Genomic DNA, 24840 nt, shown 5'->3' on the forward strand with positions numbered 1-24840 from the left:
CCTCCCGCCGGCCGCCGCCGCGCTATTGCGCCGCGACCCCGGTGCCGATGGGACACGCCACGCCGGTGCCGCCGAGCCCGCAATAGCCGCCGGGATTCTTCGCCAGATACTGCTGGTGGTACTCCTCGGCGAAGTAGAAGGTCTCGATCGCCGCGACCTCGGTGGTGACGGAGCCGAAACCACGTGCGGCGAGGGCGGCCGCGTAGGCGGCCTTGGCCGCTTCCGCCGGCGCTTTCTGGTCCTGCGCCGTCAGGTAGATGCCGGAGCGATACTGCGTGCCCACGTCGTTGCCCTGCCGCATGCCCTGGGTGGGGTCGTGGGCCTCGAAGAACAGCTTCAGCAGCGCCTCGTAGGTCACGACCGCCGGGTCGTACACCACCAGCACCGCCTCGGTGTGGCCGGTGAAGCCGGAGCAGACCTCCTCATAGGTCGGGTTGGGCGTGAGCCCGCCCACGTAGCCCACGGCGGTCACATACACGCCTGGCTGCTGCCAGAACTTGCGCTCCGCACCCCAGAAGCAGCCGAGGGCGAATACGGCGGTGCGCAGTCCGGCCGGGTAGGGGCCCTTCAGCGGATGGCCGTTGACGGTGTGCGTGCGTGCGGTGGGAAGGGCGGTGGCCCGGCCAGGCAGGGCTTCCGCTGCCGTGGGCAGGTCGAGGGGCTTCCTCAGGTAGAACATGGCGAGGCTCCCATGCACGGCCGTTCCGCCCGGAGTTTCCGGCCGGTGCGCCGCGCTCTATGTCGTGAGCTCCAATATGGGGGCAACGCGGACCGAGCGCGAGTGATGCCGGGCCTGGGGCGCCTCACCCTTTCGTGCGCTGAGGCCCGTCCCGTGCTCAGCCCGCCTGGAAGCGCGAGCGCTCCCGCTGCCGGCCGAGGCCGAGCAGCACCAGCCCCACCAGCACCAGCAGCACCGAGGCCGGCAGCGACAAGGCGGGCACCATCACCTGCGGCCACAGCCAGGGCGCCGCGACGGCGGCCTGCGTCTGCGCCAGCTCCAGGTTCTGCGGGGCGAGGACGGACCAGGCGTCCCCCGCCGAGGTGAAGACCAGCCGCGAGGCGGCGATGGAGCGCGTGCCGTCGACGATGAGGGCCACGAACCCGCCGGCCACCAGCCAGAAGCCGACGAAGCGGAGAAGGAACCGGAGCATGCGCACGGGGCGGCCAGACCTCAGAACGAGTGGAAACGAAGGCGATGGAACGAACGGACCGCCGCGGGCGGCGGCCGGATGCTAGAGCAAGTGCACCGGAAGTGTGTAGCGGTTTTGCGTCCGGAGGTGTTTCAGGGCGTCCGCTCGGGCGCGGGAGGGGCCGGCGCGGCGGCATGGCGGAAATGACGTTCCCGTGCGCGGATCGGCAAGGCTCTTGAAGGATGGGGCGAGGTTTGCTTCCATTCAGCCATGAGCACGCTCGTGATCGAAATCCGCAGAGCGACGCCCGCCGATGCCCTGGCCATTTCGGCGGTCCACGACGCGGCTTGGCGCGCCACCTACCGGGGGCTCATTCCCGGGCTGGAGCTGGAGCGCATGGTGGAGCGGCGCGGCCCCGCCTGGTGGCAGGCGGCCATCGCCCGCGGCAGCCGGCTCAACGTGCTGAAGGTGGGCGACGAGCTTGCCGGCTACGTGAATTACGGCGGCAACCGCGCCAAGGCGCTGCCCTATGGCGGGGAAATCTACGAGATCTACCTGCATCCCCAGTTCCAGGGGCTCGGCTTCGGCCAGCGGCTGTTCGCCTCCGCGCGCAGCGATCTCGCCCTGGCGCGGCTCGGCGGGCTGGTGGTATGGGCCCTCGCCGAGAACGAGGCCGCGGTGGGCTTCTACACCGCCTTGGGAGGGCAACCGGTCGCATCGTCGAGCGAGCGGTTCGGCACGAAAACGCTGGACAAGATCGCCTACGCTTGGCAGCGGTAGCGCCCGCGCGGGGTCGCCCCCGCGCGACACCAAGCTGGAAGCGAGACAAGCCATGCGCATCGAAGCCATCCCGACTGGGAAGAAGGCCCCGGAGGAAGTCAACGTCATCATCGAGGTGCCGATCGGCGGCGAGCCGATCAAGTACGAGATGGACAAGGAGTCTGGCGCTCTGTTCGTGGATCGCTTCCTTTATACCTCCATGCGCTATCCGGGGAACTACGGCTTCATTCCCCACACCCTTTCCGGCGACGGCGATCCGGCCGACGTTCTCGTCTGCAACACCCGCGCCCTGGTGCCGGGCTCGGTGATCGCGGTGCGCCCGGTGGGCGTGCTGGTGATGGAGGACGAGGGCGGCCAGGACGAGAAGATCGTCGCCGTGCCCGTCTCCAAGCTCACCAAGCGCTATGAGAAGGTGGCCGAATACACCGACCTGCCCGAGATCGTGCTCAAGCAGATCGAGCATTTCTTCGAGCACTACAAGGATCTCGAGCCCAACAAGTGGGTGAAGGTGATCCGCTGGGGCGACAAGGCGGAAGCCCAGAAGATGATCGTCGAGGCGATCGAGCGCGCCAAGGCCTGAGCCGAGGCCTGATCGCGGCCCTGCGAAAGGGCCTCTCCGGGGCGCCGCAGGCGCCCCGCTTGCCCTTCTCTTCCATCGCACGGCATTGACAGCGGCGGAGAATGGACCCATCGGCCTTCCCAACAAAGGGAGGAAGGCCATGTCAGAGCATCCGAGTTCCGCGCCCGTGGTGGTGGTCACGGGGGGCGCCAGCGGCATCGGCGCCGCGTGCGTGCGCCGCTTCGCCCGGGAGGGTGCGCGCGTCGCGGTGCTGGACCGGGCGCCGGAGGCGGCCGAAGCTCTCGCCGCCGAGGTGGGCGGGCGCGCCTTTTTCGCCGATGTGGGCGATGCCGATGGCCTCGCGGCCTGCGCCGCCGAGGTGGAGGCGCAGCTCGGGCCGGTGGCGGTGCTGGTGAACAGCGCCGGCGTGCTCCAGCCGCCCGAGCGGCCCCATGACCTGCCCCTCTCGCGGTGGGACGAGGTGATCCGCATCGACCAGCGCGGCACCTATGTGGCGTCCCTCGCCTTCGCGCGTGCCATGCTGGCGCGGCGGCGCGGGGCCATCGTCAACATCGCCTCCATCACCGGCCTGCGCGCGGTGCCGCTGCACGCCTACGGGCCCGCCAAGGCGGCGGTGATCGCCCTCACCGAATGCCTGGCTGCCGAGTGGGGCCCGGCCGGCGTGCGGGTCAATGCGGTCTCGCCCGGCTACACCCTCACCCCGGCTCTGCGCGCGGCGGTGGCGCGCGGCGAGCGCGACGTCTCAGCCCTGGAAGGGAATGCGGCGCTGCAGCGGCTGGTAGAGCCGGAGGAGGTGGCGGGAGCGGTGGCCTTCCTGGCGGGGGAGGGCGCCTCGGCCATCACCGGCGTGAACCTGCCGGTGGATTGCGGATGGCTGGTGGCGACCCCCTGGAACACCTATGGCGGCCTGCGCATGCCGGTGGACGAGGGCCCCGCGGACTGAGCAGCGCCGCGTGGGCGGAGCAATAGGCGGCGCCCGCGCCGTACCGGGCGGCGGCTCCGCCTGCGCCTGACGCCGGGGCATTCTACCGAAAGGTCATTGGCCTTGACCGGAGGGTGGATGGTATACAACCGGGGCCGATGCTATCATATAGCTATCAAATAAAGCTATTATCCGGGTTGGAAGTGCATGCGTCGGCGCTCCGGTGCCCACGCGGGCGCCGGTGGAGAGCCGTTCCATGTCTCTGAAGCCTGCCAAGGGGCGAAAGCCATTGCCGCTGACGGTCTCCCGCCCCGCCCTCCTGGTGGAGCGCTCCGACGTCGCGTTCCGCGACCTCCTGCATGACATGCTGGCCTTCGCCGCGGTCATCGAGGAGGTGCGGGACCGGCTCGGCGCGCTGATCGGCCTGTCGGGCACCCAGTATACTCTCCTCACCTCCATCGCGCGGCTCAACGAGCACACGCCGAACCTCGGGGTGAACCAGGTGGCCGAGCACCTGCACCTGTCGGGGGCTTTCGTCACGCTGGAGGTGAACAAGCTGGTGAGCGCCGGGCTGGTGACCAAGTCCGTCAATCCGGACGACCGGCGGCGGGTGGTGCTCGCGGTGACGCCCGAGGCGGAACGCCGGCTCACGGAGCTGATACGGGTCCAGGTGCCGGCCAACGATTCCCTGTTCGAGCCGCTGTCGGCGCAGGAGTTCAAGACCCTGCGCGGCATCATCGCCAAGCTCGCCGCGCCGGGCGACCGGGCGCTGCAGCTCATCGCCTATCTCGCGCCCACGGGACGGCTGGACGAGGTGCCCCGGGACGTGCGCCCGCCGGTGTGAAACCGTTCAGCGGGCGGCGAAGGGGTGCTGGGCGCTCGCGGCCCTGGCCACCGCCTCCTGCGGGCGGGGCGTGCCGGTCACGGCACGGCGGATGGCCTCGCGCGTGGCTTCGTAGTTGAAGGACTGGATCCGCGCGTCGTCGCTGGCGTCCCAATGGATGAACACACCGACGCAGATGAAGACGTCGTCCGCCTCCGCGATCGGGATGATGCCCTCGGCCACGCTGTCGGTGACGGCCATGGCCACGGCGTGCTGCGCGGGCCCGAACATCTGCACCGCCTGGCGCGCGTCCTTGATGGTCACCTTGTTGAACAGCACGGTGGCGGGCTTGGCGAGCAGGTTCGGCTCCATCACCGCGAGCAGAGCGGTGAAGCCGTCCTTGTTGTTGGTGAGGGCGTTCACGAAGGCATATTCGGCCGACGAGCCGCGCGGCCCCATGATGAGGTCGATGTGGGCCACCTCGTTGCCGTCGCCCACCAGGGCCTCGCCCACCAGCAGCCTGTCGATCTTCGCCATCAGATGCTCTCCGCAACGGATTCTGGCGCGCGCCCCTCCGGCGGGGCGCGGCGCGGGGAAAGGGGGCTTGGGCGCTGAACGTCAGCGCACGTAGATGGGCAGGTTGGCGGTGGCGGCGGCGCCGCGCCCGTCGCGCACGGTCACGAACACGCGGTAGGCGCCGGGCGGCAGCGGGCCGATGCGCGCGGCGTTGGGCTGAGGCTCGTGCACGGCATCGGGAAAGCTGGGCGGCACCGGCTGCGGGTCGCCGCCCAAGCCGGGGGCGGTGCTTTCCGCCATCACCTGCCATTCCACCTTCAGCGGGTCTCCGTCGGGATCGGTGGTCGCCACCCGCGCCACGGTGGTGCCGTTGCGGGGCAGCACCGCCGGCCCGTCGAGCCGGAACGAGAGGATGCGGGGGGCGTGGTTGTCGCCACCGGGCGGGTTGCCGTCCCACTGGTCGGCCATCACCTCCACCGTCTCGGTCCATTCGCCGGTGGGCAGCAGCAGGGAGTACCAGGTGGGCGTCACCTCCTGCTTCTGGCCCCACAGGAACACGATGGTGCCGATGCCGGCATGGTTCGCGGCCGTCAGGTATCGCCGCATCAGGTCCGCCTTCTGGGACGAGGTGGGCTCCATGCGCGCGCCCCACGAGGTCTTGGCCGCCTCCCAGTGGCCGAGGGCGCCCATCTCCGTGAGCACCACCGGGCCGGTCCAGCCCTGCATGCGGGCGCGGGTGGCGGAAGTGAGCAGCCCGTCGCCGTAGCCGTTGACGCCGAGCACGTCGATGGAGGGGGCCAGCTCCTTGATCTGGCGGGCCTTGTCGGTGCCGAGCTCGGCCACCACCGCGAGGGTGGGGTGGCTGGGGTCGAGGGTCTTCACCAGCCGCGCCGCCTCCTCGATGGCGGGCCACACGGTGGCCTGCGCCTCGGCGGGCGGCAGCTCCACCTCCACCTCGTTGCCGACCCCCCACATGAGCAGGGCCGGGTGGTTGCGGTAGCGTTCCACCATGTGGCGCAGGGATTCGAGCTGCGCCTCCACCGCCTGCCGGTTGCGGTAGTCGAAGCCGAGGCGGGGGTGGCCCATCCAGAAGCCGACGATGACCTTGAGCCCCGCGCGCTGGGCGGCATCGAGGATCTCGCCGGGCTCCTGGCCGTAGGTGCGCACCACGTTGGCGCCGAGGGCCTTCAGCTCGGGCAGGCGGGTTTCCCCGGCGGCGCCGTTGGGCACGAACGGGCGTCCGTCCACCAGGATGTCGCTGCCGCGCACGGAAACCTGCGAGGCCCCGGCCGCCGCAGGGGGCAGCGCGAGGATCACAGAGGCAAGGGCGGTGCGGGCGATGAGGGCGGAAAAGCGTGGGGCACGCACGTTGCTGAAATGCTCCTGGCCGGCGCCCCGGAAAAGGGGCGTGAACGAATAGCGCGGCGTGCCGCAGCGCACCACAATTGCGCTCCAGCATTCTTGCCGGCGCGGTCGCAGGCAACAGATTTCTTTCGGCGGCGCGGCAAGGGCGGCACGAGCGCCCCGGCCCGCGGGTTGCGCCGCACGCGGGATGCTCTAAAGGAGAGGCCGCGCCGCCCCGGCGCCTCTCGGCCCTCCGCGCGCCGGGCGGAGCACCGGGGCCACGACATCCACGGGGCGTTCCCATGCGGGGCGCTCTCCAGCGGGGCCCCCCTCGCCGCGCCGCTCAATGCCGGAGGCCGTGACGCCGTGTTCGTGCTCGCCCACCTGTCCGATCCCCATCTCGGCCCCATTCCCGAGGCACGCCTGTCCGAGCTTATGGGCAAGCGCTTCTTCGGCATGATGAACTGGATCGGCGCGCGGCGGCGCAACTTCGGCGCCTCCACCCTCGGGCCGCTGGCGGACGACCTGCTGGCCCAGCGGCCGGACCACATCTGCGTCACCGGCGACCTCGTCAACGTGAGCCTGCCGGCGGAATTCGACACCGGTGCCACCTTCCTTTCCTCCCTCGGCGCGCCCGACGCGGTGAGCGTGGTGCCCGGCAACCATGACACCTATGTGCGCTCCGCCATGCACTACCACCTGGAGCACTGGGCGCCCTTCCTCTCCGGCGACGACACCCACCCTCACACCCCCGTGGACGTGGATGCGTTTCCTTATGTGCGGCGTCGCGGGCCGGTGGCGGTGGTGGGCGTGTCCACGGCGGTGCCGACGGCGGTGTTCCTGGCGAGCGGGGAGGTGGGCCGGGCCCAGCTCGGCCGCCTGCGGGCCCTGCTCGCCGCGCTGCGGACGGAGGGGCTGTTCAGGGCGGTGATGATCCACCATCCGCCGGTGGGCGCACGCCCCTTCCACCGCGACCTGAAGGATGCGCCGGCCCTGCGCGCCGTGCTGGCGGAGGTGGGTGCCGAGCTGGTGATGCACGGCCACGACCACCGCGCCTCCCTCGGCCGCATCGATCGGGCCGATGGCGGCTCCATCCCCGTGGTGGGCGTGCCTTCCGCTTCCGCGGGGCCAAACGACGAGCGCGGCGCGGGCGCCTATGCGCTCTATCGCGTCTCCGGCCGGCCGGATGCATGGCGCTGCGAGATGGAGCGGCGCGGATACGCCCCGGCCGACCCTGCCGTCGCCACCCGTGAGACGCAGGTGCTCTGGCCGCGCCCCGCCGCCTGAGCGGGCTCCGCGCCGGCGCCGCCATCCCCCTGCCGCAGGAATGAATTACCGAACTTTAAGTTGAGGCGCCGGGTGGCCCGGCCCATGGTGCCGCCATCCTTTAAGGAGGATGTGATGAAGAAAGTCGTTATCGCCGCCGCCACCGCCGCGCTCATCGCCGGGTCGGCGATCGCCCATGCCGCCGGCCCGGCCGACGCGACCCCGCCTCAGGGCACGCCCCCCGCCGCCGCGCAGGCGGCCAGCCCCGCGCCGGGCGCTGCCGGCATGTCGTCGAAGCGCGCCGCCGCCTTCGATGCCCACCTCGCCGACCTCAAGTCCAGCCTGAAGCTGACCGCCGACCAGGAGAAGCTCTGGCCCGCGTTCGAGACGACGCTGCGCAAGGTGGCCCAGGATCGCACGGCCCACATGGCGGAGCGCCGTGCCGAGCGGCAGGCCGCCCGCGAATCCGGCCAGCGCCCCGCCCGTCCGGACATGGTGACGCGCGTGCGCACCGCCGCCGACCGCATGGCCGCCGTCTCCGCCGAGCTGCGCCAGGTGGCCGATGCGCTGGACCCGCTCTACAAGAGCTTCGACGCCAGCCAGAAGAGGACCTTCGAGACGACCGCCCGCAAGGATCTGCGCAGCTTCTTCGGCATGCCCCATCCGCGCGGCGAGCGCTCCGGCCGCGGCGGCTCCGACCGCGGCTGAGGCCCACGCCGGCCCTGTCGCCGCCCCGTCCCCTTTCCCGCTCACGGGGGAGGGGCGGGGGCGGTTTCCGCCGGTCCGGGCGGAGTGGGAGCCGGCTATGGTGTGGAAGCTCCTGAGCCTTCCATGAAGGAAGCTCATGGATTGCTTTTCCATTATTGATTTTTCACAGCGCCGGAATGGGCTTTAACATGACCTGAAGACGCGACTCCGTTTTGCCGGTCGCGCGGAAAGAACGGGTCATGTCTGCCTCCAGCTCGTCCACCTCTGCGGCCCCCGCGCCGGGCCGGCACCTGCCGGCGCTCCTCATCATCGTGGCCGGCTGCGCCATCGCCATGCTCACCTTCGGGCCGCGCTCGGTGTTCGGCCTGTTCCTGGTGCCCATGTCGCGGGAGTTCGGCTGGGGCCGCGACGTGTTCGGGCTCGCGGTCGCCATCCAGAACCTGCTGTGGGGCCTGGGCTCGCCCTTCGCCGGTGCCATCGCCGACCGCTTCGGCACCGTGAGGGTGCTGTGGGGCGGCGCGCTCGTCTATGGGGCGGGGCTGGTGCTGATGGCCTATTCCGGCACCCCCGGCACGCTGCAGCTCACGGCCGGCGTGCTGGTGGGCTTCGGCCTTTCCGCGGCCTCCTTCAATCTGGTGCTGGCGGCGTTCGGCAAGCTGCTGCCGGACCGGATGAAGGCGCTGGGCTTCGGCGCTGCCACGGCCGCCGGCTCGTTTGGCCAGTTCCTGTTCCCGCCGCTCGCCACCGGCCTCATCCAGGCAGTGGGCTGGCAGGAGACGCTGATCGTGTTCGGCGTCTCGCTGCTGCTGGTGATGCCCTTCTCCCTCGCCCTCGCCACCCGTGGCACGGCGCGGGCCGGCAGCCATGCCGCGGCGCCCCAGCAAAGCGTGGGCGCCGCCCTCTCCGAGGCATTCCGGCACCCGAGCTACGTGATGCTGGTGCTGGGCTTCTTCACCTGCGGCTTCCAGCTCGCCTTCGTCACCGTGCACATGCCGGCGTTCCTGGTGGACCGTGGTATGAGCCTTTCGGTGGGCGCGGTGACGCTGGCGCTGATCGGCCTATTCAACATGGCAGGTTCCCTCGCCGCCGGCTACCTCACCAACCGTGTCTCGCGCAAGTGGCTGCTGGCGTGGATCTATGCCGGGCGCGGGGTGGCCATCGCGCTGTTCGTGCTGCTGCCGGTGACGCCGCTGAGCTGCTACCTGTTCGGGGCGGTGCTGGGGCTCCTGTGGCTTTCCACGGTGCCGCCCACGTCGAGCCTCGTGATGCTCATGTTCGGCACGCGCTACATGGCCATGCTGTACGGCTTCGCCTTCTTCTCCCACCAGGTCGGGGGTTTCCTCGGCGTCTATCTCGGCGGCGAGCTCTACGAGGCGACCGGCTCCTACAACCTGGTGTGGTGGCTCTCGGTGGCGCTGTCCTTCGCATCGGCCGCCATCAACCTGCCGATCCGCGAGGAGCCGGTGAAGCGGCCGGTGGTGGTCGCTTTATGAACGCAGGGTTAAAACGGCGCGTCCCGGCGGTCACGTCACCGGGAAAAATGGCTCTCCCGCGCCGTTTTCGGGGCCGCCATGCAGAGCTCTCTCTTGACAGTGCGGGGGGCGGTCTGCGCAAGCTGAAGCTCGAAACTCAGACATTTCGCGAACGAGCCATGCGCAGCACACTTTTTGCGGCTGTCGGCTTCGCCACCATCGTGACGGGGCCGGCGATGACGACCTCAGTCCGGGCAGAGGAACAGCTCAGCGCCGAGCAGGCGCGGGCGTTCGTGGTCGGGCGCGAGTTCTCCTTCTCCTGCTTCGAGGGCTCCAAGGGCTCCGGGCGGGTCTACGCGGACGGCTCCGTGGCCGGCATCATCACGCTGAAGGAGGCGCCGGCGCGCTTCGTGCGCCTGCCGGCAAACACGCTGCGCGTGCGCAGCGGCGCCGTGTGCGGCTATGTGAAGGGCATGAGCTTCGAGCCCTGCTTCGACGTGGTGAAGACGGGGCCGGCCAGCTTCCGCGGCACGCTCGCGGGCGTGCAGACCATGTGGTGTGATTTCCAGCGCGCCGGCAAGGATCGCCCGCAGATGGCCGCCCGCCGCTCCCGCGCGCGTTCCGCCCAGGAAGCCTCAGCCGAATAGAAGCCTCCGCCGGTCAACCGGGCTATGCGGCCCCGCTGGCCCGCGCGGGCGCTTCCACGGTCTGGCCCTGCCTCGGAGTGATTCCCGCGGGCGCCGGCTCGCAAAAATCACCCTCACTGTTGAGATCGCGTGCTTTCTTCACGCGAGCCGGTGTCCGCTGCGCTTGAAAGCGCCCTAGCTTTCCGTGGCCTCGCTGCGCGCGGCCGGCTCGGCGGTCTCATCCACGTCCCCCGCGATGCGCGCGCGCAGGCGGTGGAGCTCGTGCCCCACATGGTCCATGAACACGCGCACCCGCGCGGTGGCCTTGATGTCCGGATGGGTCACCAGCCACAGGCCGGAGGCCATCTCGGGCTCCGGGCCCATGTAGCGCCGCAGACCCGGTGTGCGGGCGGCGATGAAGCAGGGCAGCACCGTGAGGCCGATGCCCGCCGCCGCCGCCTCCGCGAGGCCGAGCACCGAATTGACCCGGTACACCACGCGCTCCTCGCCCACCCGCTCGCGCAGCCATTTGGCCGGCTTGATGTGGCCGAGCGCTTCTGAGAAGCCGATCCAGTCGTGATGCCGCAGGGTGCCGGGCTCCAGCCGCCCGCCGGGCACCATGTCCGGCCGGGCGTAGACGCCCCAGCCGATGCCGGCGATGCGCCGGCCCACCAGCGCGTCGCCGGGCCGGTCGCTGGCGCGGATGGCCACGTCCGCGTCGCGCTTGGACAGGCTGAGCGAGGAATTGGTGATCACCACCTCCAGCCGGATCTCCGGAAAGGCGGCCCGGAAGCTGGCGAACACCGGGGTGAGCATGTGGATGAGCACGGAATCGTTGGTGGTCACGCGCAATTCGCCGGAGGGCCGCAGGTCCTGCCCGGTGATGCGCCGCTCCACCGCCGCCACTTCCTCGCCCATGCGCTCGGCAAGGCGCACCATTTCCTCGCCCGTCGGGGTGGGCACGTAGCCGGCGCGGGCGCGGTCGAACAGGCGGGTGCCGATCTGCGCCTCCAGCGCGCCGAGGCGGCGGAAGACGGTGGAATGGTTGACCGCCAGGAGCTCCGCCGCGCCGGCGAGCGAGCCGCTTTCGGCGATGGCGCGCACGAGGCGGAAGTCGTCCCACGCGATCATTTCAGTTGCACCCATGCAGGTATCTTTGGTTCTCCATCACTATTTCATTGCGCGAAGGAAAGCGCGAGCCCCGTGGGGCTCGGTTTCGCGCTCACTCCGGCTCCGGCGTGCGTCGGCGTGCCAGTAGCCGCTGGTAGAGCCAGCCCATGGCCACCAGCACCAGCCCGAGGCCGATGAAGGAGAGTGCGCGCAGCACCCCCTCCAGGTCCGCCATGTCGGACACGAACACCTTGAGCACGGTCACGACCATCACCGCCGCCGAGGCGAGGCGCAGGCTGCGCGAGCCGCGCCACAGGCCGAGGCCGAGCAGCACGATGCCGAAGGCGAGCCAGGTGGCCGAATAGGCGTACCACTCCATGGCGCCGATGTGCTCCGCCGCCAGCACCGGGCCCTGGAACAGGCGGGCCACCTGGGTGGTGAGGTAGGCGAGGGTGAGGACCACGGCGAGGCCCGATGCCGCGAGGCGCAGGCGTCGCCGCGCGGGCGAGAGGCCTTCCGCGTAGAGCAGCGCCATCGCGGCTGGCAGGGCGTAGGCCGCCAGGAGATCGTTGAAAACGAGCCCGCCCACGCCCTCTCCGGTGGCGAACGGATTGTCGGTGGTCAGCGCCATGAGGGCGCACACTGCGGCGAGCAGGGCCACCAGATCGGAGAACAGTCGGTAGAGGGCCCGTCCCGTCACCGCGGCGAGGCGGGAAAGGCCCACCGCATAGGCACCGTAGAGGGCGGCCAAAAGGCCGGTCTCGAACAGGCGCGTGCCGGCGCGGTCGAGATCGCCGCCATGGGCGAGATGGCGCACCTCCAGCGCGGCCAGCAGCACCGCGAACACCAGGGCGAGCCCCTCCAGCACCCGCCGGCTCCAGTCGTCGCCGCCGGGGGCGAGGAGGCGGGCGGCCGCGGCGAAGGCGAGCGCGGGCACGCCATAGCCCCACAACAGCCAGTTGAGCACGGGCGTGGTGCCGAGGTCCGCGCCCGCGATCGAGGGCTCCCACCCCACGCGGGCGAGCACCAGCAGGCCGAGCCCCGCCGAAAGCTGGCGCAGGCCCGGAAGCGGGCGGTGGGTGGAGACCCAGGCGACGCCCAGGGCAACGAGCGCAAGCCCCGCCGTCAGCCATCCCTTCTCCAGCGCGAAGGCGAGGGCGAGCGCGAGGGCGGCTACGGCGCCGGTGGCGAAGGCGGCGGCCGCCGCCGGCCGGCGCAGGCGGGCGAGCCATTCGGCCGCCGGGGTGAACGCGGCGGCGAGCGCCAACGCCAGGGCGGCCAAGGGCACGCTGCGCTCGAAGCCGGCGAGGCGGCCGTAGGCGGCGGCCAGGAGCAGCACCGGCCCTGCCGCGCCGGCCGCGCCCCAGCCGAGGGCGAAGAGGCCGCTCCGCGCCCGCCATGCGCCTGCAAGGCCGGCTGCGGCGAGCAGCGGGCCCATGCAGAAGCCGTAGAGTACGATGCCAGTCGGGAAAGCCGGCGCCGGAGGAACGCTCCATCCCGCGAGGACGGCCGGTGCAATGAGCGCCACAGCCACCGCGGCGAAGGTGGCGGCTTCCGCCCGCCAGGCCAGGAGGAGGGCGCCGAGGGTGGTTGCGATGAACACAGCGAGCGGCCCCGCCGCGACCTCGCCCGAGATTGCCGCAAAGGCGGCGACCGCCAGCGCCAGCGCAGCGCCGAGGGTGGCGACCGGGTCCGGCCGCCCGGCATCCGCCGGGCCCAGGAGATGGCCGGGCGTGAGCAGCGCGGCGGTGGCCGCGAGCAGCGCCAGCGCCAGGGCGCCGGCCGCCGGAACGGCCTGCGGCACCTCGAACAGCAGCAGGGCGAGGCCCCAGGCCCCCATGCCCGCCACCGCCAGCACCGCGAACCAGCGCCAGGCCCGCAGGCGCGCCACCGCGGCGGCGGCGGCCCCCACCACCATGATGAGCAGCGCCACGCCCCATGCGTCAGGCGCTTCGGATGTGACGAGGAAGGGGGTCACCGCCGCGCCGGCGAAGCCGAGGGCGGCCAGCGCCGGCCCGTGCAGCAGGGCGGCGAGCATGCCGGCGATCGCCGTCAGGCCCAGGAGGATGAAGGCGGGGGCTGGCGGGAGCAGGTGATAGAGCTCATAGGCGGCATAGAGGCTGCCGAAGGCGGTCATGATGCCGACGGCGGTGAGCAGGGCCGGGACCTGCGGCACGCCGGAAAGGACGCCCGTGGACGGGGCGCCGCCGTCGACATCCTGCCGCCGGTCGAGACGCCGCAGCGCCTCCCCGCCCGCGAGCAGCGCCGCCGCCAGGGCGAGGCCGAGCGCGACGCGCCCGCCCGGCCCCACGAGGTTCTGCTCTACCGCGAAGCGCACCAGAAAGACGCCGCCGAGGGCCAGCGCGAGGCCGCCCACCCACACCGCCCAGCGCGCGCCGATGCGCTCCTCTAGGCCGCCCAGATTTTCCCGAACGCGGCCGATGCGCCGCAGGCCGGCAGCCCAGGGCGGGGAGCGGGGTGCCGCCGGTTCCGGGGCGGCACTCCCGTCTTCGGGATGCGCCACCGGTGGGCGGGCGTCGGCCTGGAAGGGTGCGGGGGAGCGAACGGCACTGGCCACGCCCGCGAGAGCCGCTTCGAGCTGCGCGACGCGTGCTTCCAGCAGCCGCAGGCGGCCTCGCTGCCGCAGGGCCAGCACCAGTCCCACGAGGGACATGACCGGGAAGGCCAGCAGAACCACCACCAGCCACGCCAATTCATCCATCTGTTCACCCTGTCGGCGCGGGCCCCTCCGCGCGCCGCGCCCCGCTGCGTCATCGCCGGCAGGCTATCGTGCCGTCCGCCGGCGCGCCAGGAGGCGGCGCCTTTCAGGGAGGTGAGCACGGCTGCGGGACGCGGGGCGCCAGCGGGCGCGCCGCGCGCTTTCCCGTTCGCATGCCAGCTGGGCGAGGCCGGGCGGCGGCCTCTGCGCGGCCCCGCCGCTCCGGCGCGTCATTGTCACGTCGGTGGGCGCGTGCGCCGCGGCGGGTAAGCGCGAAGCCCCCGTTTCGTGATGCAGCCACGCCCGCCGCGGAAGGGGGGATAAATGGCCAAAAGCCCCAGAGCTTTTCTCGGGCCCTCGATCAAGCCTGCCTGCGTTGGCCAAGGAGCGGGTCCGATGGCATGGGCCGCCTTCCCCCGGGGGACCGCTGTCTTGCTTCGGCCAGTCGGTGCCGGACGCGCGATCAAGGCGCCCGCCCACACAGCCCGCACCTGCATGGGGTGGCGTGCACAAAACGAGGTCCTTGGCGGGGGGCCTCATACGAAAGGCCCCGCGGGCTTTTCCCACGGGGCCTTCGGCTCAAATCGGGATGCATTTGGGCGAAGCGTATCCGGCGCCGGCCAAGGACCAGAGCGGGTGGCCTCATACAAGGACCCGTGAGCTTGCCGCACGGGTCTTTGGTCGAACTCGCGCGGCGCCTGAGCGAACCCACCTGGCGCTGGCCAGGAACCGGCGCCTCAGGCTCAGTCGGCCTTCTTCTGCTCTTCGGCCTTGCGCACGGGGGCGGGCTGGTCGACCGCGTCGAGGCCGCCGTCGATCTTCTTGACGATCTTGGCGAGATCCTCGGGCTCGGGCTTCAGGTCGCGGGCGTGGTTCCACTGGAAGCCGGCCTCCAGGCGGCGGCCCACCTTCCAGTAGGCATCGCCCAGGTGGTCGTTGATGACCGGGTCCTGGGGCATCAGCTCCACCGCGCGCTCCAGCTCGCCCACGGCTTCGTCATAGCGGCCGAGGCGATAATAGGCCCAGCCCAGGCTGTCCACGATGGGGCCGTCGTCGGGGCGCAGGGACACGGCCTTGCGGATCATGTCCAGGCCGGCATCCAGGTTGATGCCCTGGTCCACCCAGGAATAGCCGAGGTAGTTCAGAACCTGCGGCTGGTCCGGGTTCAGCTCCAGCGCCTTCTTCAGGTCCGCCTCTGCGGCCGGCCAGTTCTTGCTGCGCTCGTTGCAGATGCCACGGAAGTAGAACAGCGCCCAGTTGCCCTTGCCGGGGTTAGGGATGAGGTCGATGGCCTTGCTGTAGCTGGCCGCGCACTCCGGGAACATCTTGCGCGCCTGCTGCAGGCGGCCGAGCGCCACGATGGCCTCCAGGTCCTTCGGGTCGGCGGCGATGAGGTCTTCCAGGTGCTTGCGCGCCTCGGCGTGCTTGTCGATGGCGTCGAGGTTGATGGCGAGCTGCACCTCGGCATTGCGGCGCAGGGGCGAGCTGGCGGGCACCTTCCCGTAAATCTGGATCGCCTTTTCCGGCTGCTTGAGCTGCTCGTAGAGGTCGGCCAGCGTAAGGCCGGCGAAGGGATGCTCGGGGTCGAGCCAGTGGGCGAGCTGGAGGTAGACGAGGGCGAGGTCCTCGCCCCCCTGCCGGCCCAGGGTGGAACCGAGGCCGTAGAGCACCTCGGCGGCGCCCTGCTGGGGCGTGGTCACCATCGGCGGCAGGGCCTTGCCTGCCTTCAGCTCCTTCAGCTCCGCCAGCACCAGGGGGTGGTTGGGCATGGCCTTCTCGAACTCGCCCAGGGCCGCCGCGCCCGCGGCCGGGGTCTCGTTGCGCGAGAGCCAGCGGGCATAGGCGTCGGCGGTGCGCAGGGAGCCGGGATCGAGCTTCACCGCCTCGGCGAGGCGCTTGCCCGCTTCCTTCCTGCTGCCGGCGGCATCGAGGATGAGGCCCGCCTGGAGCGCCTTCATGGGCGCGTACCAGTCCGGCCCCTGGAGGCGGTCGATCAGCTCCACCGCGCCCTTGGCGTTGCCGGAGCCATAGAAGGTCCAGGCCGCGAGCAGGGTGGCCGTGAGGTCGCCGATGGGGCCGCGCACGGAGAGGGAGAGATTGGTGCGGGCGGTCTGGTACTGGCTCTTCTTGATGGCCTTCACCGCCAGCGCCAGCCGGGCGATGCGATGGGTGCGGTCCACCTTCACCAGCCGCTCGGCCAGCTTCATGGCCTCGTCCATCTGCCCGTCGGCGAGGGTGGCGTAGAAGGTGCGCTCCACCACCTCGTCATTGCGCGAATCGAGCCGCAGCAGGTTGCGCAGATAGGTCACGGCGGCGTCGCTGTCGCGCTCGGAGCTGGCGAAGCGGGCGGCGAGGTAGCTTCCGGAGACGGAGGGATCCACATCGGCGGGCAGGCCTGCGGGCGTCTCCGCGCGCGCCGCGGCGGGCAGGGCAAGGTGCAGCACCGCGGCAAGCCCGGCAGCCAGGGCCACGGAATTGGAAAGGCGGGGAATCTTCACCGATCGAGAATCCTGAAGAGCCTGTGCGGCCGTTGCAACGCGCCATACAAGCGCGGCGAGATGGCGGGAGGATGGCCGCTTTCCCCGCGCGCCGCAAGCTTGCGCGGCGTCAGGCGGCGGAGATGGCACACTTCTTGGCCAATCTCCCAGTCTGCTCCAGGGCTTGCATGTGCTTCTCGGGGACCCTTCTTGCGGGCCCTTCCGCGGCGCGGCATAAGGAGCGCCATGCAGCCGCTCCTCGCCAGGGCCCCGGCCAAGATCAACCTGACCCTGCGGGTCATGGGCCGGCGTGCCGATGGATACCACGACCTCGTCAGCCTCGTGGCGTTCGCGGGGGCGGGCGATCTCCTCTCCCTCGTGCCGGATATGCCGCTCTCGCTCACGGTCGCGGGACCGACGGCTGTCGATACTGGGCCCGATGCCGATAATCTGGTGCTGAAGGCCACGGCGGCTTTTGCGCGCGAGGCGCCGGGTGCGCGGCTCGGCGCATTCCGGCTGGTGAAGCGCCTGCCGGTGGCGGCCGGGGTCGGCGGCGGCTCCTCCGATGCGGCGGCGGCGCTGCGCCTGCTCGCCCGCCTCAACGGCGTTGATCTCGATGATCCACGCCTGCGCGCCGCGGCGCGGGCCACCGGCGCCGACGTGACCGTGTGCCTCGACCCCCGCGCGCGCATCATGCGCGGCGTGGGGCACGAGCTGTCGGAGCCGCTGGCCCTGCCGCTCCTGCCGGCGGTGCTGGTGAACTGCCGTGTCGCGGTGCCTACGGCGGACGTGTTCCGCACCCTCGGCTTGCGCGCGGGGGAGGCCTTGCCGGGGCCGGAGCATCCCATGTCCTGCCCGCCGGAGGCGGCGGTGCTGCGGGCTGTGCTCGCGGGCCTGCCCAATGATCTCGAGCCCCCGGCGCGGGTGGTGGCGCCGCAGATCCAGGGCGTGATGGAGCGCCTCGCGGAAGCGCCGGAAGCGCGGCTGGTGCGCATGTCCGGCTCGGGCGCCACCGTGTTCGCGCTCGTGGACACCTGCCGGGACGCGGCGGGGCTGGCGCGGCGGATCGCGGCGGCCCACCCCGGCTGGTGGGTCCGGCCCACCGTGCTGCGCTGAGAGGGCGGCAACGCCGGACGGGCGTTGCGGCATTGATGCCGTGCCAGCCTGCGGAAGTCCCGGCGAGGCGCGGCCCTCGGCCCTGCGCGCTGAGGTACGAAAAAACCTTGAGATCGTGAGGGCCGCGCGCTTTCCTGTCCTCCGAAGAGGCGCCCGGCGCGCCGCCGACAAGGTGAGGATCAGATGACGCTGCCGGCTTTCCTGTTCGCCGCCCTCGGGGAAATCGCCGGCTGCTTCGCCTTCTGGCATGTGGTGCGCCTCGGCGGCTCGCCGCTGTGGCTGCTGGCTGGGGTCGCCAGCCTCGCCGCCTTCGCCTACGCCCTCACCTTCGTGGATGCGGAGGCCGCCGGGCGCGCATTCGCGGCCTATGGCGGCATCTACATCCTGTCGTCCCTGGCCTGGATGTGGGCGGTGGAGGGCGTGCGGCCGGACCGCTGGGACGCGGCCGGTGCGCTCCTGTGCCTCGCCGGCGCGGCGGTGATCGTGTTCGGCCCGCGCGGGGCCTGAGCACCGGCGCCTTGCCTCATGCCAAAGGCCCGCGAGCTTTTCCTCACGGGCCTTTCCTCACAGGCTCTTGGCTAAGCCCGCGCGGCCCCGGTCGAGGGCCGGGCCGATGGCGTCAGTGGGCGCGGGCGAGGCAGAAGTCCACGGCCTGCGCCAAAGCGAACTTGGCCGGGCTCGCCGGGAACAGCGCCAGCGCATCCTTGGCCATGGCGCCGTAGTGGCGGGCGCGCTCCACCGTGTCAGCGAGCGCCCGGTGCTTCACCAGCAGGCCGATGGCGTGCTGGAGATCGGCGTCGGTGACCTCGCCGTGCTCCAGGCACTTCTGCCAGAAGGCGCGCTCGCCTTCGTCGCCGCGGCGGAAGGCGAGCAGCACCGGCAGGGTGATCTTGCCCTCGCGGAAGTCGTCGCCCACGTTCTTGCCGAGCTTGGTCTGGTTGCCGCCGTAGTCGAGCGCGTCGTCCACGAGCTGGAAGGCGATGCCGAGGTTCATGCCATACGAGCGGCAGGCGGCCTGTTCCGCCTTCGCGCGCTGGCCGAGCACGGCGCCCACCTCGCAGGCGGCCGCGAACAGCTCCGCCGTCTTGCCGCGGATGACGGCAAGGTAGTCGTCCTCGGAGGTGTGGGTGTTCTTGGCGGCGGCGAGCTGCATCACCTCGCCCTCGGCGATGACGCTGGCGGCGTTGGAGAGGATGTCCAGGCAGGTGAGGGAGCCCACCTCCACCATCATCTTGAAGGCCTGGCCGAGCAGGAAGTCGCCCACCAGCACGCTGGCCTCGTTGCCCCACAGCTTGCGGGCCGCGAGCTTGCCCCGGCGCATGTCGCTCTCGTCCACCACGTCGTCGTGGAGGAGGGTGGCCGTGTGCATGAATTCCACCGAGGCGGCGAGCTTGATGTGCCCGTCCCCCTCGTAGTCGCACAAGGCGGCGCAGGCGAGCGTGAGCATGGGCCGCAGCCGCTTGCCGCCGGAGGAGATGAGGTGGTTCGCCACCTCGGGGATCATCGCCACGTCGGAGCCCGTGCGCGCCAGGATGGCGGCGTTCACGCGTTCCATGTCCGCCTTCACGAGGCGCACCAGGGCCTCGATGGACGGCTCGTTGGGCTCGAACGGAAGAACGATGGCCAAGAAATGCCCCCGCTTGTCATTCTTTCGGGCGCACCATAGGGATGCCCACGGGCCCGGCGCAAGTGGTTCTCAACGATGCCGCCTTTTGGTACCGGCGCGGGCATGGGAGTGTGCGGCCATGCAGGAGCTGGTGCGGACCAACGACTTGGTGCTGCTCGGCGCCATCGGCGCCCTGCTGGACGCGGCGCGAATCGGCCATTTGGTCGCGGATGCGCATACCAGCGCACTGGAAGGCTCCATCGGCATCCTGCCGCGCCGCCTGCTGGTGCCGGACGACGACGCCCCGCGCGCCCGGCGCCTGCTGGCGGAGGCGGGCTTCGCCGACGCCCTGCGCGATCCGGCCTGAGGGTATCGTGGACGCGCCCTTCGCCCTCACCACCGATGCCATCCTCGGCGGCCGCGTCACGCTCCAGCAGCCCGCCCGCGGCCACCGGGTGGGGCATGACGCGGTGCTGCTGGCGGCGCTGGCGCCGGCGGAATGCCGCGTCATGGTGGATCTGGGCGCCGGGGTCGGTGGGGCGGGCCTCGCCTTCCTGGCGCGGGTGCCGCCGGCGCATGGCACCCTGGTGGAGATCGACCCCGACCTCGCGGCCCTGGCCCAGCGGAACGCGCAGGCGAACGGCCTTTCCGACCGCTGCCGGGTGGCGGCGGCCGACGTGCTCGCCCTCGGCCGTTCCTCGGGACCGATGGTGCCGGAGGCCGGGGCGGCGGACCTGGTGCTCATGAACCCGCCCTTCAATGCCGCCCAGGCCCACCAGCCCTCGCCCCATGGCGGGCGCGCCCGCGCCCATGTGGCGGAAGAGGGGCTGCTGCGGGCCTGGGTCACGGCCGCCTATCGCTGCCTCGCGCCGGGCGGCGTGCTGTGTGCCATCCTGCGGCCGGAGGACATCGCGGCGCTGCTGGAGGCCCTTTCCGGCCGCTTCGGGGCGGCGGAGCTGCTGCCGGTGCACCCGCGTCCCGATGCGCCTGCCGTGCGCCTGCTGGCGCGGGCGGTGAAGGGCCGGCGCACGCCGCCGCGCCTGCTGCCGGGCCTCATGCTGGCCGATGGGGCGGGGACGCCCACCCCGGCCGCGCAGGCGGTGCTGCGGGATGCCGTGCCCCTGGGCTGAGCCCACCCCAGGCCAGCACCCTGGCTGAAGACTCCCGTGACCGAAGGCGTTCACTGGCCGATCGGGTTACGGGCTGCTCCAGCCCCCACGTCGTTCCCGGCGGGGCCGGGGCGCTGCGCCGCCTTGAGGCCGTCGCGCGGGCGGCTTACATCTCGGGCATGGCCGATGCTCTCTCCTTCCTTCCGCGCCGCGTGCGCGCCCTCCTGCCCAAGCGCTGGCGCAAGGATGCGCCGGTGGTGCCCGTGGTGCGCCTGTCCGGCGCCATCGGCATGGCTTCGCCCTTCTCGGCGTCGCTCACCCTCGCCGGCTGCGCCAAGGCGCTGGAGAAGGCATTCGCGATGAAGGACGCGCCGGCGGTGGCGCTGCTCATCAATTCGCCCGGCGGCTCGCCGGTGCAGTCTCATCTCATCTTCAAGCGCATCCGCGCTCTGGCGGAGGAGAAGGAGAAGCACGTCTTCGCCTTCGTGGAGGATGTGGCGGCCTCCGGCGGCTACATGATCGCCTGCGCGGCCGACGAGATCTTCGCCGATCCCTGCTCGGTGGTGGGCTCCATCGGCGTGGTGAGCGCCGGCTTCGGCTTCGACAAGGCCATCGCCCGCCTGGGCATCGAGCGGCGCGTCTATACCGCGGGTGAGCGGAAGGTGACCCTCGACCCCTTCCGGCCCGAGCAGGCCGAGGATGTGGAGCGGCTCGACGGCCTCTTGAGGGAGCTGCACGTGGTGTTTGCCGATCTCGTGCGGTCGCGGCGGGGCGCCACGCTGGCGGCGGACGACGCCTTCCTGTTCTCGGGCGAGTTCTGGCTCGCCACCCAGGCCCTCGGCCACGGCTTGCTCGACGGGCTGGGCGATGTGCGCTCCACCCTGCGCGCCCGCTATGGCGAGGGGGTGGAGACGCCGCTGGTGGAGGGGCCCAAGCCCTTCTTCCCGCGCCGCCCCGGCGGCTTCGCCGGCGCTCTCGCCCGCGAGGCGGCGGCCGGTGCCGTCGCCGTCGCCGAGGAGCGCGCCCTGTGGGCCCGCTTCGGCCTTTAGAGCGCTTTCGAGTGAAGTGGACACCGGTTCGCGTGAAGAAAACGCGTCAACTCGAGGATCTGGAGAATTTCTCCGATTCGATGAAACGGAGAAATTCTCCAGGACGCCTTCGCTTTCCCTTTCCCGCCGCCTCGCGGCACGGTCGATGAGCCCCCATGACGATGCCCTCCGATACGCTGTTCATCGCCGTCGCCCAGCTCAACCCCACAGTGGGCGACGTTTCCGGCAACCTGGAGCTGGCGCGCCGCACCCGCGATGCCGCGCGGCTCTCGGGCGCCGACCTCGTGGTGTTCTCCGAGCTGTTCATCGCTGGCTATCCGCCCGAGGACCTGGTGCTGAAGCCCGCGTTCCAGGCCGCCTGTCGCAGGGCCATCGAGGAGCTGGCGGCCGAGACGGCGGAGGGGCCCGCCCTCCTCATCGGCGCGCCCTGGGTGGAGGGCGGCAAGCTCTACAATTCGGTGCTGCTGCTGGAGCAGGGCGCCGTCGCCGCCGTGCGCCACAAGGTGGACCTGCCCAATTACGGCGTGTTCGACGAGAAGCGCGTGTTCTCCGCCGGCCCCATGCCCGGGCCGATCCCCTTCAAGGGCGTGCGGCTCGGCGTGCCCGTCTGCGAGGACATCTGGGGCCCGGACGTGGTGGAGTGCCTCGTCGAGACCGGGGCCGAGATCCTGGTGGTGTCCAATGGCTCGCCCTATCGCCGCACCGTCTACGAGGAGCGCGAGAACGTGGCGGTGGCCCGCGTGGTGGAGAGCCGCCTGCCCCTGCTCTACGTGAACCAGGTGGGCGGGCAGGACGAGCTGGTGTTCGACGGCGCCTCCTTCGCCCTCAATGCCGATCGCTTCCTCGCCCTCCAGTTCCCGAGCTTCGAGGAGCGGGTGCGGGTGACCCGCTGGCAGCGCCTGCCCACCGGCTGGGCCTGCACCGAGGGCGGCATCGTGGACCGGGTGGAGGAGGACGAGGCGGATTATTCCGCCTGCGTGCTGGGCCTGAAGGACTACGTGGAGAAGAACCGCTTCCCCGGCGTGGTGCTGGGGCTCTCCGGTGGCATCGACAGCGCGCTGTGCGCGGCCATGGCGGTGGATGCGCTGGGCTCCGAGCGGGTGCACTGCATCATGCTGCCCTATCGCTACACCTCGGACGAGAGCCTTGCCGATGCCGCCGCCGTGGCCGAGGCGCTGGGCGTGCGTTACGACATCCTGCCCATCGCCACTGCGGTGGAGGGACTGGAGGCGGTGCTGAAGCCCGTGTTCGCCGGCCGCGCGCGGGACGTGACGGAGGAGAACCTTCAGTCGCGGGCGCGGGGCACGCTGCTCATGTCGGTGTCCAACAAGTTCGGCGGCATGGTGGTGACCACGGGCAACAAGTCGGAGATGTCCACCGGCTACGCCACCCTCTATGGCGACATGAACGGCGGCTACAACCCCATCAAGGACCTGTACAAGACCGAGGTGTTCCGCCTCTCGCGCCTGCGCAACCGCTGGAAGCCGGCCTGGGCCGCCGGGCCGGAGGGCGCCGTCATGCCCGCGCACGTCATCGACAAGCCGCCCACCGCCGAGCTGCGCGAGAACCAGAAGGACGAGGATTCCCTGCCGCCCTACACCACTTTGGATGCCATCTTGTTCCGATTGGTGGAATTGGAGGCCCCGGTGGCGAGCGTGATCGCGGAGGGGTTCGACCCGGCGGTGGTGAAGCGCGTGGAGCGGCTGCTCGCCGTCGCGGAATACAAGCGCCGGCAGGCGGCGCCGGGCGTGAAGGTGACACCGCGCAATTTCGGCCGCGACCGGCGCTATCCCATCACCAACCGCTTCCGCGACGAGGGCTGACGGCGGGGTTGCGGTTCCCCTCGACCGGGGGCTGAGCCGTCGGGATCAGCCTGACGACCCGCGGGGGAAGGTCGTCAGGCTGAACGCGATTGCGAACGTCCGGTCCTCTTTCGCGCCTTCTTCATGACACGGATTCTTCACGCGCAACATCCCCAAATTGGATTGCCAATCTACCCATTTCGGGTGTCTATCACTGGCATGCGGTGCAATTTTACCAGATAGGTTACGTTACCTGGGTTGTGGTGCCAATATGGAATGTGGTGCGCGTGGGAGAGGGCTCTGGCCGTGCCGGAATGGAGCAGGCGTCCGGCCGCCGCGTGCCCGGCGCCGGTTTCGTTCTGCATTGCCGGTGTCGGCCGGCACGAAGCCGAACGGCGAAGAAACGCCGGGTGCGTCCTCGGAAAGGGGTCGAGAGCGCCTGTCTACCTGCAGCCCTTGCGGGCCTCCCAGTATTGCACCTGGTCCACATAGCGCTGCTGCGCGGGGGTGAGCTTGCCGTAGGGCGGATAGCAGCGCTCGCCGAAGGTGGCGATGGCGTCGGCGGTTTTGAAGCAGTGGCCCTGCTCGGCGTAGACGGCGTTGCGCTGGTACCACAGGGCGCGGCACGAAAGCTCGCTCAGCGCCTGGGCCGCCGCCGGCTGCGGCGCGAGCGAGAGGGCGGCCGGAGTGCCGGCCGCGAGCATGAGGAGAAGCGCGGAGCCAAGGCCGCGCGCGGTGTTGCGAAGCATCGTCACCCCCGTTTTGCGCCGCTATCCTGCCGGCCTCGCCGTTTCGTTGCGGCATGCGATGCTACCCCGGGACCGTGACGGCCGGGAAGGGCCTTGAGGGAGAGCGCAGGTGCCGAAATTCGCAGCCAACCTGAGCCTGCTGTGGACCGAGCTGGAATTCGCCGATCGCTTTGCCCGTGCGCGGGCGGCGGGCTTCCGCGCGGTGGAGTGCCAGTTTCCCTACGCCCTGGAGAAGGAGCGGCTGGCCGACCTCCTCGCCGCCAACGGACTGACGCTGGTGATGCATAACCTGCCAGCCGGTGACTGGGCCGCGGGCGAACGCGGCATTGCCTGCATTCCCGGTCGGGAGGGGGAGTTCGAGGACGGGGTGGGCCGCGCCCTCGACCATGCGCGGGCGACCGGCGCGCGCATGCTGAACTGCCTCGCGGGCCGCGTGCCCGAAGGCGTTTCCGCCATCGCCGCGCGGGACGCGCTGGCGCGAAACCTGCGGTTCGCGGCGGAGGCGCTGGGCCGGGAGGGGCTCGACCTGCTGGTGGAACCCATCAACACCCGCGACATGCCGGGCTTCGCCCTCTCCCGCTCGCGCGAGACGCTCGACCTGCTGGAGGCCGTGGGCGCGCCCAATGCCTTCCTGCAATACGATGTCTACCACATGCAGGTGATGGAGGGGGACCTCACCCACACCCTCTCCCGCCACATGGACCGCATCCGCCACATCCAGATCGCCGATGCGCCGGGGCGGGGCGAGCCCGGCACCGGGGAGATCCATTTCCCGTTCGTGCTCGCCGCCATCGACGTGGCCGGCTACGAGGGCTGGATCGGCTGCGAGTACCGCCCCCGCGCGGGCACCGACGCCGGCCTCGGCTGGCTCGCACCCTATCTGGGGTGATCGGGGTCTCCCCACCGGCCGGACGCGGCAGCCTCGCTGTCCCTTAT

24 protein-coding genes are annotated in these 24840 nt (G+C 71.2%); 15 read left to right on the forward strand and 9 right to left on the reverse strand.

The features are described 5' to 3' along the window. Positions 1 to 22 precede the first annotated feature (22 nt). Together msrA and V5F61_RS06890 are read right to left on the reverse strand one after the other, a co-directional pair. Positions 23 to 679, reverse strand: coding sequence for a peptide-methionine (S)-S-oxide reductase MsrA (gene msrA, locus V5F61_RS06885; RefSeq protein ID WP_393987782.1), 657 nt, complete (start codon positions 677 to 679; stop codon positions 23 to 25). Between the two features lie 157 nt (positions 680 to 836). Continuing rightward, positions 837 to 1151, reverse strand: a complete 315-nt coding sequence (locus V5F61_RS06890) for a hypothetical protein (RefSeq protein ID WP_393987781.1) — start codon at positions 1149 to 1151, stop codon at positions 837 to 839. 249 nt (positions 1152 to 1400) lie between these two features. Here V5F61_RS06890 and V5F61_RS06895 point away from each other — a divergent pair, with 249 nt between their 5' ends. The 4 genes from V5F61_RS06895 to V5F61_RS06910 all read left to right on the forward strand — a co-directional run bounded on the left by V5F61_RS06895 (position 1401) and on the right by V5F61_RS06910 (position 4256). After that, on the forward strand, positions 1401 to 1910 hold the full coding sequence (locus V5F61_RS06895) for a GNAT family N-acetyltransferase (RefSeq protein WP_393987780.1): 510 nt from the start codon (positions 1401 to 1403) through the stop codon (positions 1908 to 1910). Between the two features lie 52 nt (positions 1911 to 1962). Continuing rightward, positions 1963 to 2490 carry an inorganic diphosphatase gene (ppa, locus tag V5F61_RS06900; protein ID WP_393987779.1) on the forward strand — a complete coding sequence of 176 codons (528 nt, stop codon included), beginning with the start codon at positions 1963 to 1965 and terminating at the stop codon, positions 2488 to 2490. A gap of 139 nt (positions 2491 to 2629) precedes the next feature. Continuing rightward, positions 2630 to 3433, forward strand: a complete 804-nt coding sequence (locus V5F61_RS06905; protein WP_393987778.1) for an SDR family NAD(P)-dependent oxidoreductase — start codon at positions 2630 to 2632, stop codon at positions 3431 to 3433. A gap of 235 nt (positions 3434 to 3668) precedes the next feature. Continuing rightward, positions 3669 to 4256 (forward strand): MarR family winged helix-turn-helix transcriptional regulator, encoded by a 588-nt coding sequence (locus V5F61_RS06910; RefSeq protein WP_393987777.1) that lies wholly within the window; start codon positions 3669 to 3671, stop codon positions 4254 to 4256. A gap of 6 nt (positions 4257 to 4262) precedes the next feature. Here V5F61_RS06910 and fae read toward each other — a convergent pair whose 3' ends face one another. Together fae and V5F61_RS06920 are read right to left on the reverse strand one after the other, a co-directional pair. Further along, the gene (fae, locus tag V5F61_RS06915; RefSeq protein ID WP_393987776.1) at positions 4263 to 4772 is read right to left on the reverse strand and encodes a formaldehyde-activating enzyme; all 510 of its coding nucleotides are present in this window, start codon (positions 4770 to 4772) and stop codon (positions 4263 to 4265) included. An 81-nt stretch (positions 4773 to 4853) separates the two neighbouring features. Next, complete coding sequence (locus V5F61_RS06920) at positions 4854 to 6119, reverse strand: glycoside hydrolase family 2 TIM barrel-domain containing protein (protein WP_393987775.1); 1266 nt, start codon at positions 6117 to 6119, stop codon at positions 4854 to 4856. A gap of 342 nt (positions 6120 to 6461) precedes the next feature. Here V5F61_RS06920 and V5F61_RS06925 point away from each other — a divergent pair, with 342 nt between their 5' ends. The 4 genes from V5F61_RS06925 to V5F61_RS06940 all read left to right on the forward strand — a co-directional run bounded on the left by V5F61_RS06925 (position 6462) and on the right by V5F61_RS06940 (position 10188). Further along, entirely contained in the window at positions 6462 to 7382 is a 921-nt protein-coding gene (locus tag V5F61_RS06925; RefSeq protein ID WP_393987774.1) for a metallophosphoesterase family protein, read from the forward strand. Between the two features lie 114 nt (positions 7383 to 7496). Further along, positions 7497 to 8069 (forward strand): Spy/CpxP family protein refolding chaperone, encoded by a 573-nt coding sequence (locus tag V5F61_RS06930; RefSeq protein WP_393987773.1) that lies wholly within the window; start codon positions 7497 to 7499, stop codon positions 8067 to 8069. Between the two features lie 239 nt (positions 8070 to 8308). Continuing rightward, a complete protein-coding gene (locus V5F61_RS06935) occupies positions 8309 to 9562 on the forward strand; it encodes an MFS transporter (RefSeq protein ID WP_393987772.1) in 1254 nt (417 codons plus the stop codon). Between the two features lie 158 nt (positions 9563 to 9720). Continuing rightward, positions 9721 to 10188: a hypothetical protein gene (locus tag V5F61_RS06940; RefSeq protein ID WP_393987771.1), complete on the forward strand. Its 468-nt coding sequence runs from the start codon at positions 9721 to 9723 to the stop codon at positions 10186 to 10188. A 174-nt stretch (positions 10189 to 10362) separates the two neighbouring features. Here V5F61_RS06940 and V5F61_RS06945 read toward each other — a convergent pair whose 3' ends face one another. The 3 genes from V5F61_RS06945 to V5F61_RS06955 all read right to left on the reverse strand — a co-directional run bounded on the left by V5F61_RS06945 (position 10363) and on the right by V5F61_RS06955 (position 16494). Beyond that, a complete protein-coding gene (locus tag V5F61_RS06945) occupies positions 10363 to 11313 on the reverse strand; it encodes a LysR family transcriptional regulator (RefSeq protein WP_393987770.1) in 951 nt (316 codons plus the stop codon). 76 nt (positions 11314 to 11389) lie between these two features. Continuing rightward, on the reverse strand, positions 11390 to 13999 hold the full coding sequence (locus V5F61_RS06950) for a DUF2339 domain-containing protein (RefSeq protein ID WP_393987769.1): 2610 nt from the start codon (positions 13997 to 13999) through the stop codon (positions 11390 to 11392). Positions 14000 to 14739: 740 nt separating this feature from the next. Beyond that, complete coding sequence (locus V5F61_RS06955) at positions 14740 to 16494, reverse strand: tetratricopeptide repeat protein (protein ID WP_393987768.1); 1755 nt, start codon at positions 16492 to 16494, stop codon at positions 14740 to 14742. A gap of 225 nt (positions 16495 to 16719) precedes the next feature. Between V5F61_RS06955 and V5F61_RS06960 the strand changes: the two genes are divergently transcribed. Both V5F61_RS06960 and V5F61_RS06965 read left to right on the forward strand, forming a co-directional pair. After that, entirely contained in the window at positions 16720 to 17589 is an 870-nt protein-coding gene (locus V5F61_RS06960) for a 4-(cytidine 5'-diphospho)-2-C-methyl-D-erythritol kinase (RefSeq protein ID WP_393987767.1), read from the forward strand. 183 nt (positions 17590 to 17772) lie between these two features. After that, a complete protein-coding gene (locus V5F61_RS06965; protein ID WP_393987766.1) occupies positions 17773 to 18096 on the forward strand; it encodes a YnfA family protein in 324 nt (107 codons plus the stop codon). A 112-nt stretch (positions 18097 to 18208) separates the two neighbouring features. Here V5F61_RS06965 and V5F61_RS06970 read toward each other — a convergent pair whose 3' ends face one another. Continuing rightward, entirely contained in the window at positions 18209 to 19216 is a 1008-nt protein-coding gene (locus V5F61_RS06970; RefSeq protein WP_393987765.1) for a polyprenyl synthetase family protein, read from the reverse strand. A 118-nt stretch (positions 19217 to 19334) separates the two neighbouring features. Here V5F61_RS06970 and V5F61_RS06975 point away from each other — a divergent pair, with 118 nt between their 5' ends. From V5F61_RS06975 to V5F61_RS06990, 4 genes are all read left to right on the forward strand, one after another. Beyond that, positions 19335 to 19562, forward strand: coding sequence for a putative signal transducing protein (locus V5F61_RS06975; RefSeq protein ID WP_393987764.1), 228 nt, complete (start codon positions 19335 to 19337; stop codon positions 19560 to 19562). 7 nt (positions 19563 to 19569) lie between these two features. Continuing rightward, positions 19570 to 20325 (forward strand): tRNA1(Val) (adenine(37)-N6)-methyltransferase, encoded by a 756-nt coding sequence (locus V5F61_RS06980; RefSeq protein WP_393987763.1) that lies wholly within the window; start codon positions 19570 to 19572, stop codon positions 20323 to 20325. Between the two features lie 158 nt (positions 20326 to 20483). Further along, positions 20484 to 21353: a S49 family peptidase gene (locus V5F61_RS06985; RefSeq protein WP_393987762.1), complete on the forward strand. Its 870-nt coding sequence runs from the start codon at positions 20484 to 20486 to the stop codon at positions 21351 to 21353. A gap of 155 nt (positions 21354 to 21508) precedes the next feature. Further along, positions 21509 to 23176 (forward strand): NAD+ synthase, encoded by a 1668-nt coding sequence (locus V5F61_RS06990; protein WP_393987761.1) that lies wholly within the window; start codon positions 21509 to 21511, stop codon positions 23174 to 23176. Between the two features lie 422 nt (positions 23177 to 23598). On the opposite strand, the gene V5F61_RS06995 is transcribed toward V5F61_RS06990, so the two are convergent. Beyond that, positions 23599 to 23904, reverse strand: coding sequence for a YARHG domain-containing protein (locus V5F61_RS06995; RefSeq protein WP_393987760.1), 306 nt, complete (start codon positions 23902 to 23904; stop codon positions 23599 to 23601). A gap of 109 nt (positions 23905 to 24013) precedes the next feature. Between V5F61_RS06995 and hyi the strand changes: the two genes are divergently transcribed. After that, complete coding sequence (gene hyi / locus V5F61_RS07000; protein ID WP_393987759.1) at positions 24014 to 24793, forward strand: hydroxypyruvate isomerase; 780 nt, start codon at positions 24014 to 24016, stop codon at positions 24791 to 24793. Positions 24794 to 24840 lie beyond the last annotated feature (47 nt).

Origin of the sequence: Xanthobacter sediminis (genome assembly GCF_043195015.1) — a bacterium.
Classification (GTDB): Bacteria; Pseudomonadota; Alphaproteobacteria; order Rhizobiales; family Xanthobacteraceae; genus Xanthobacter.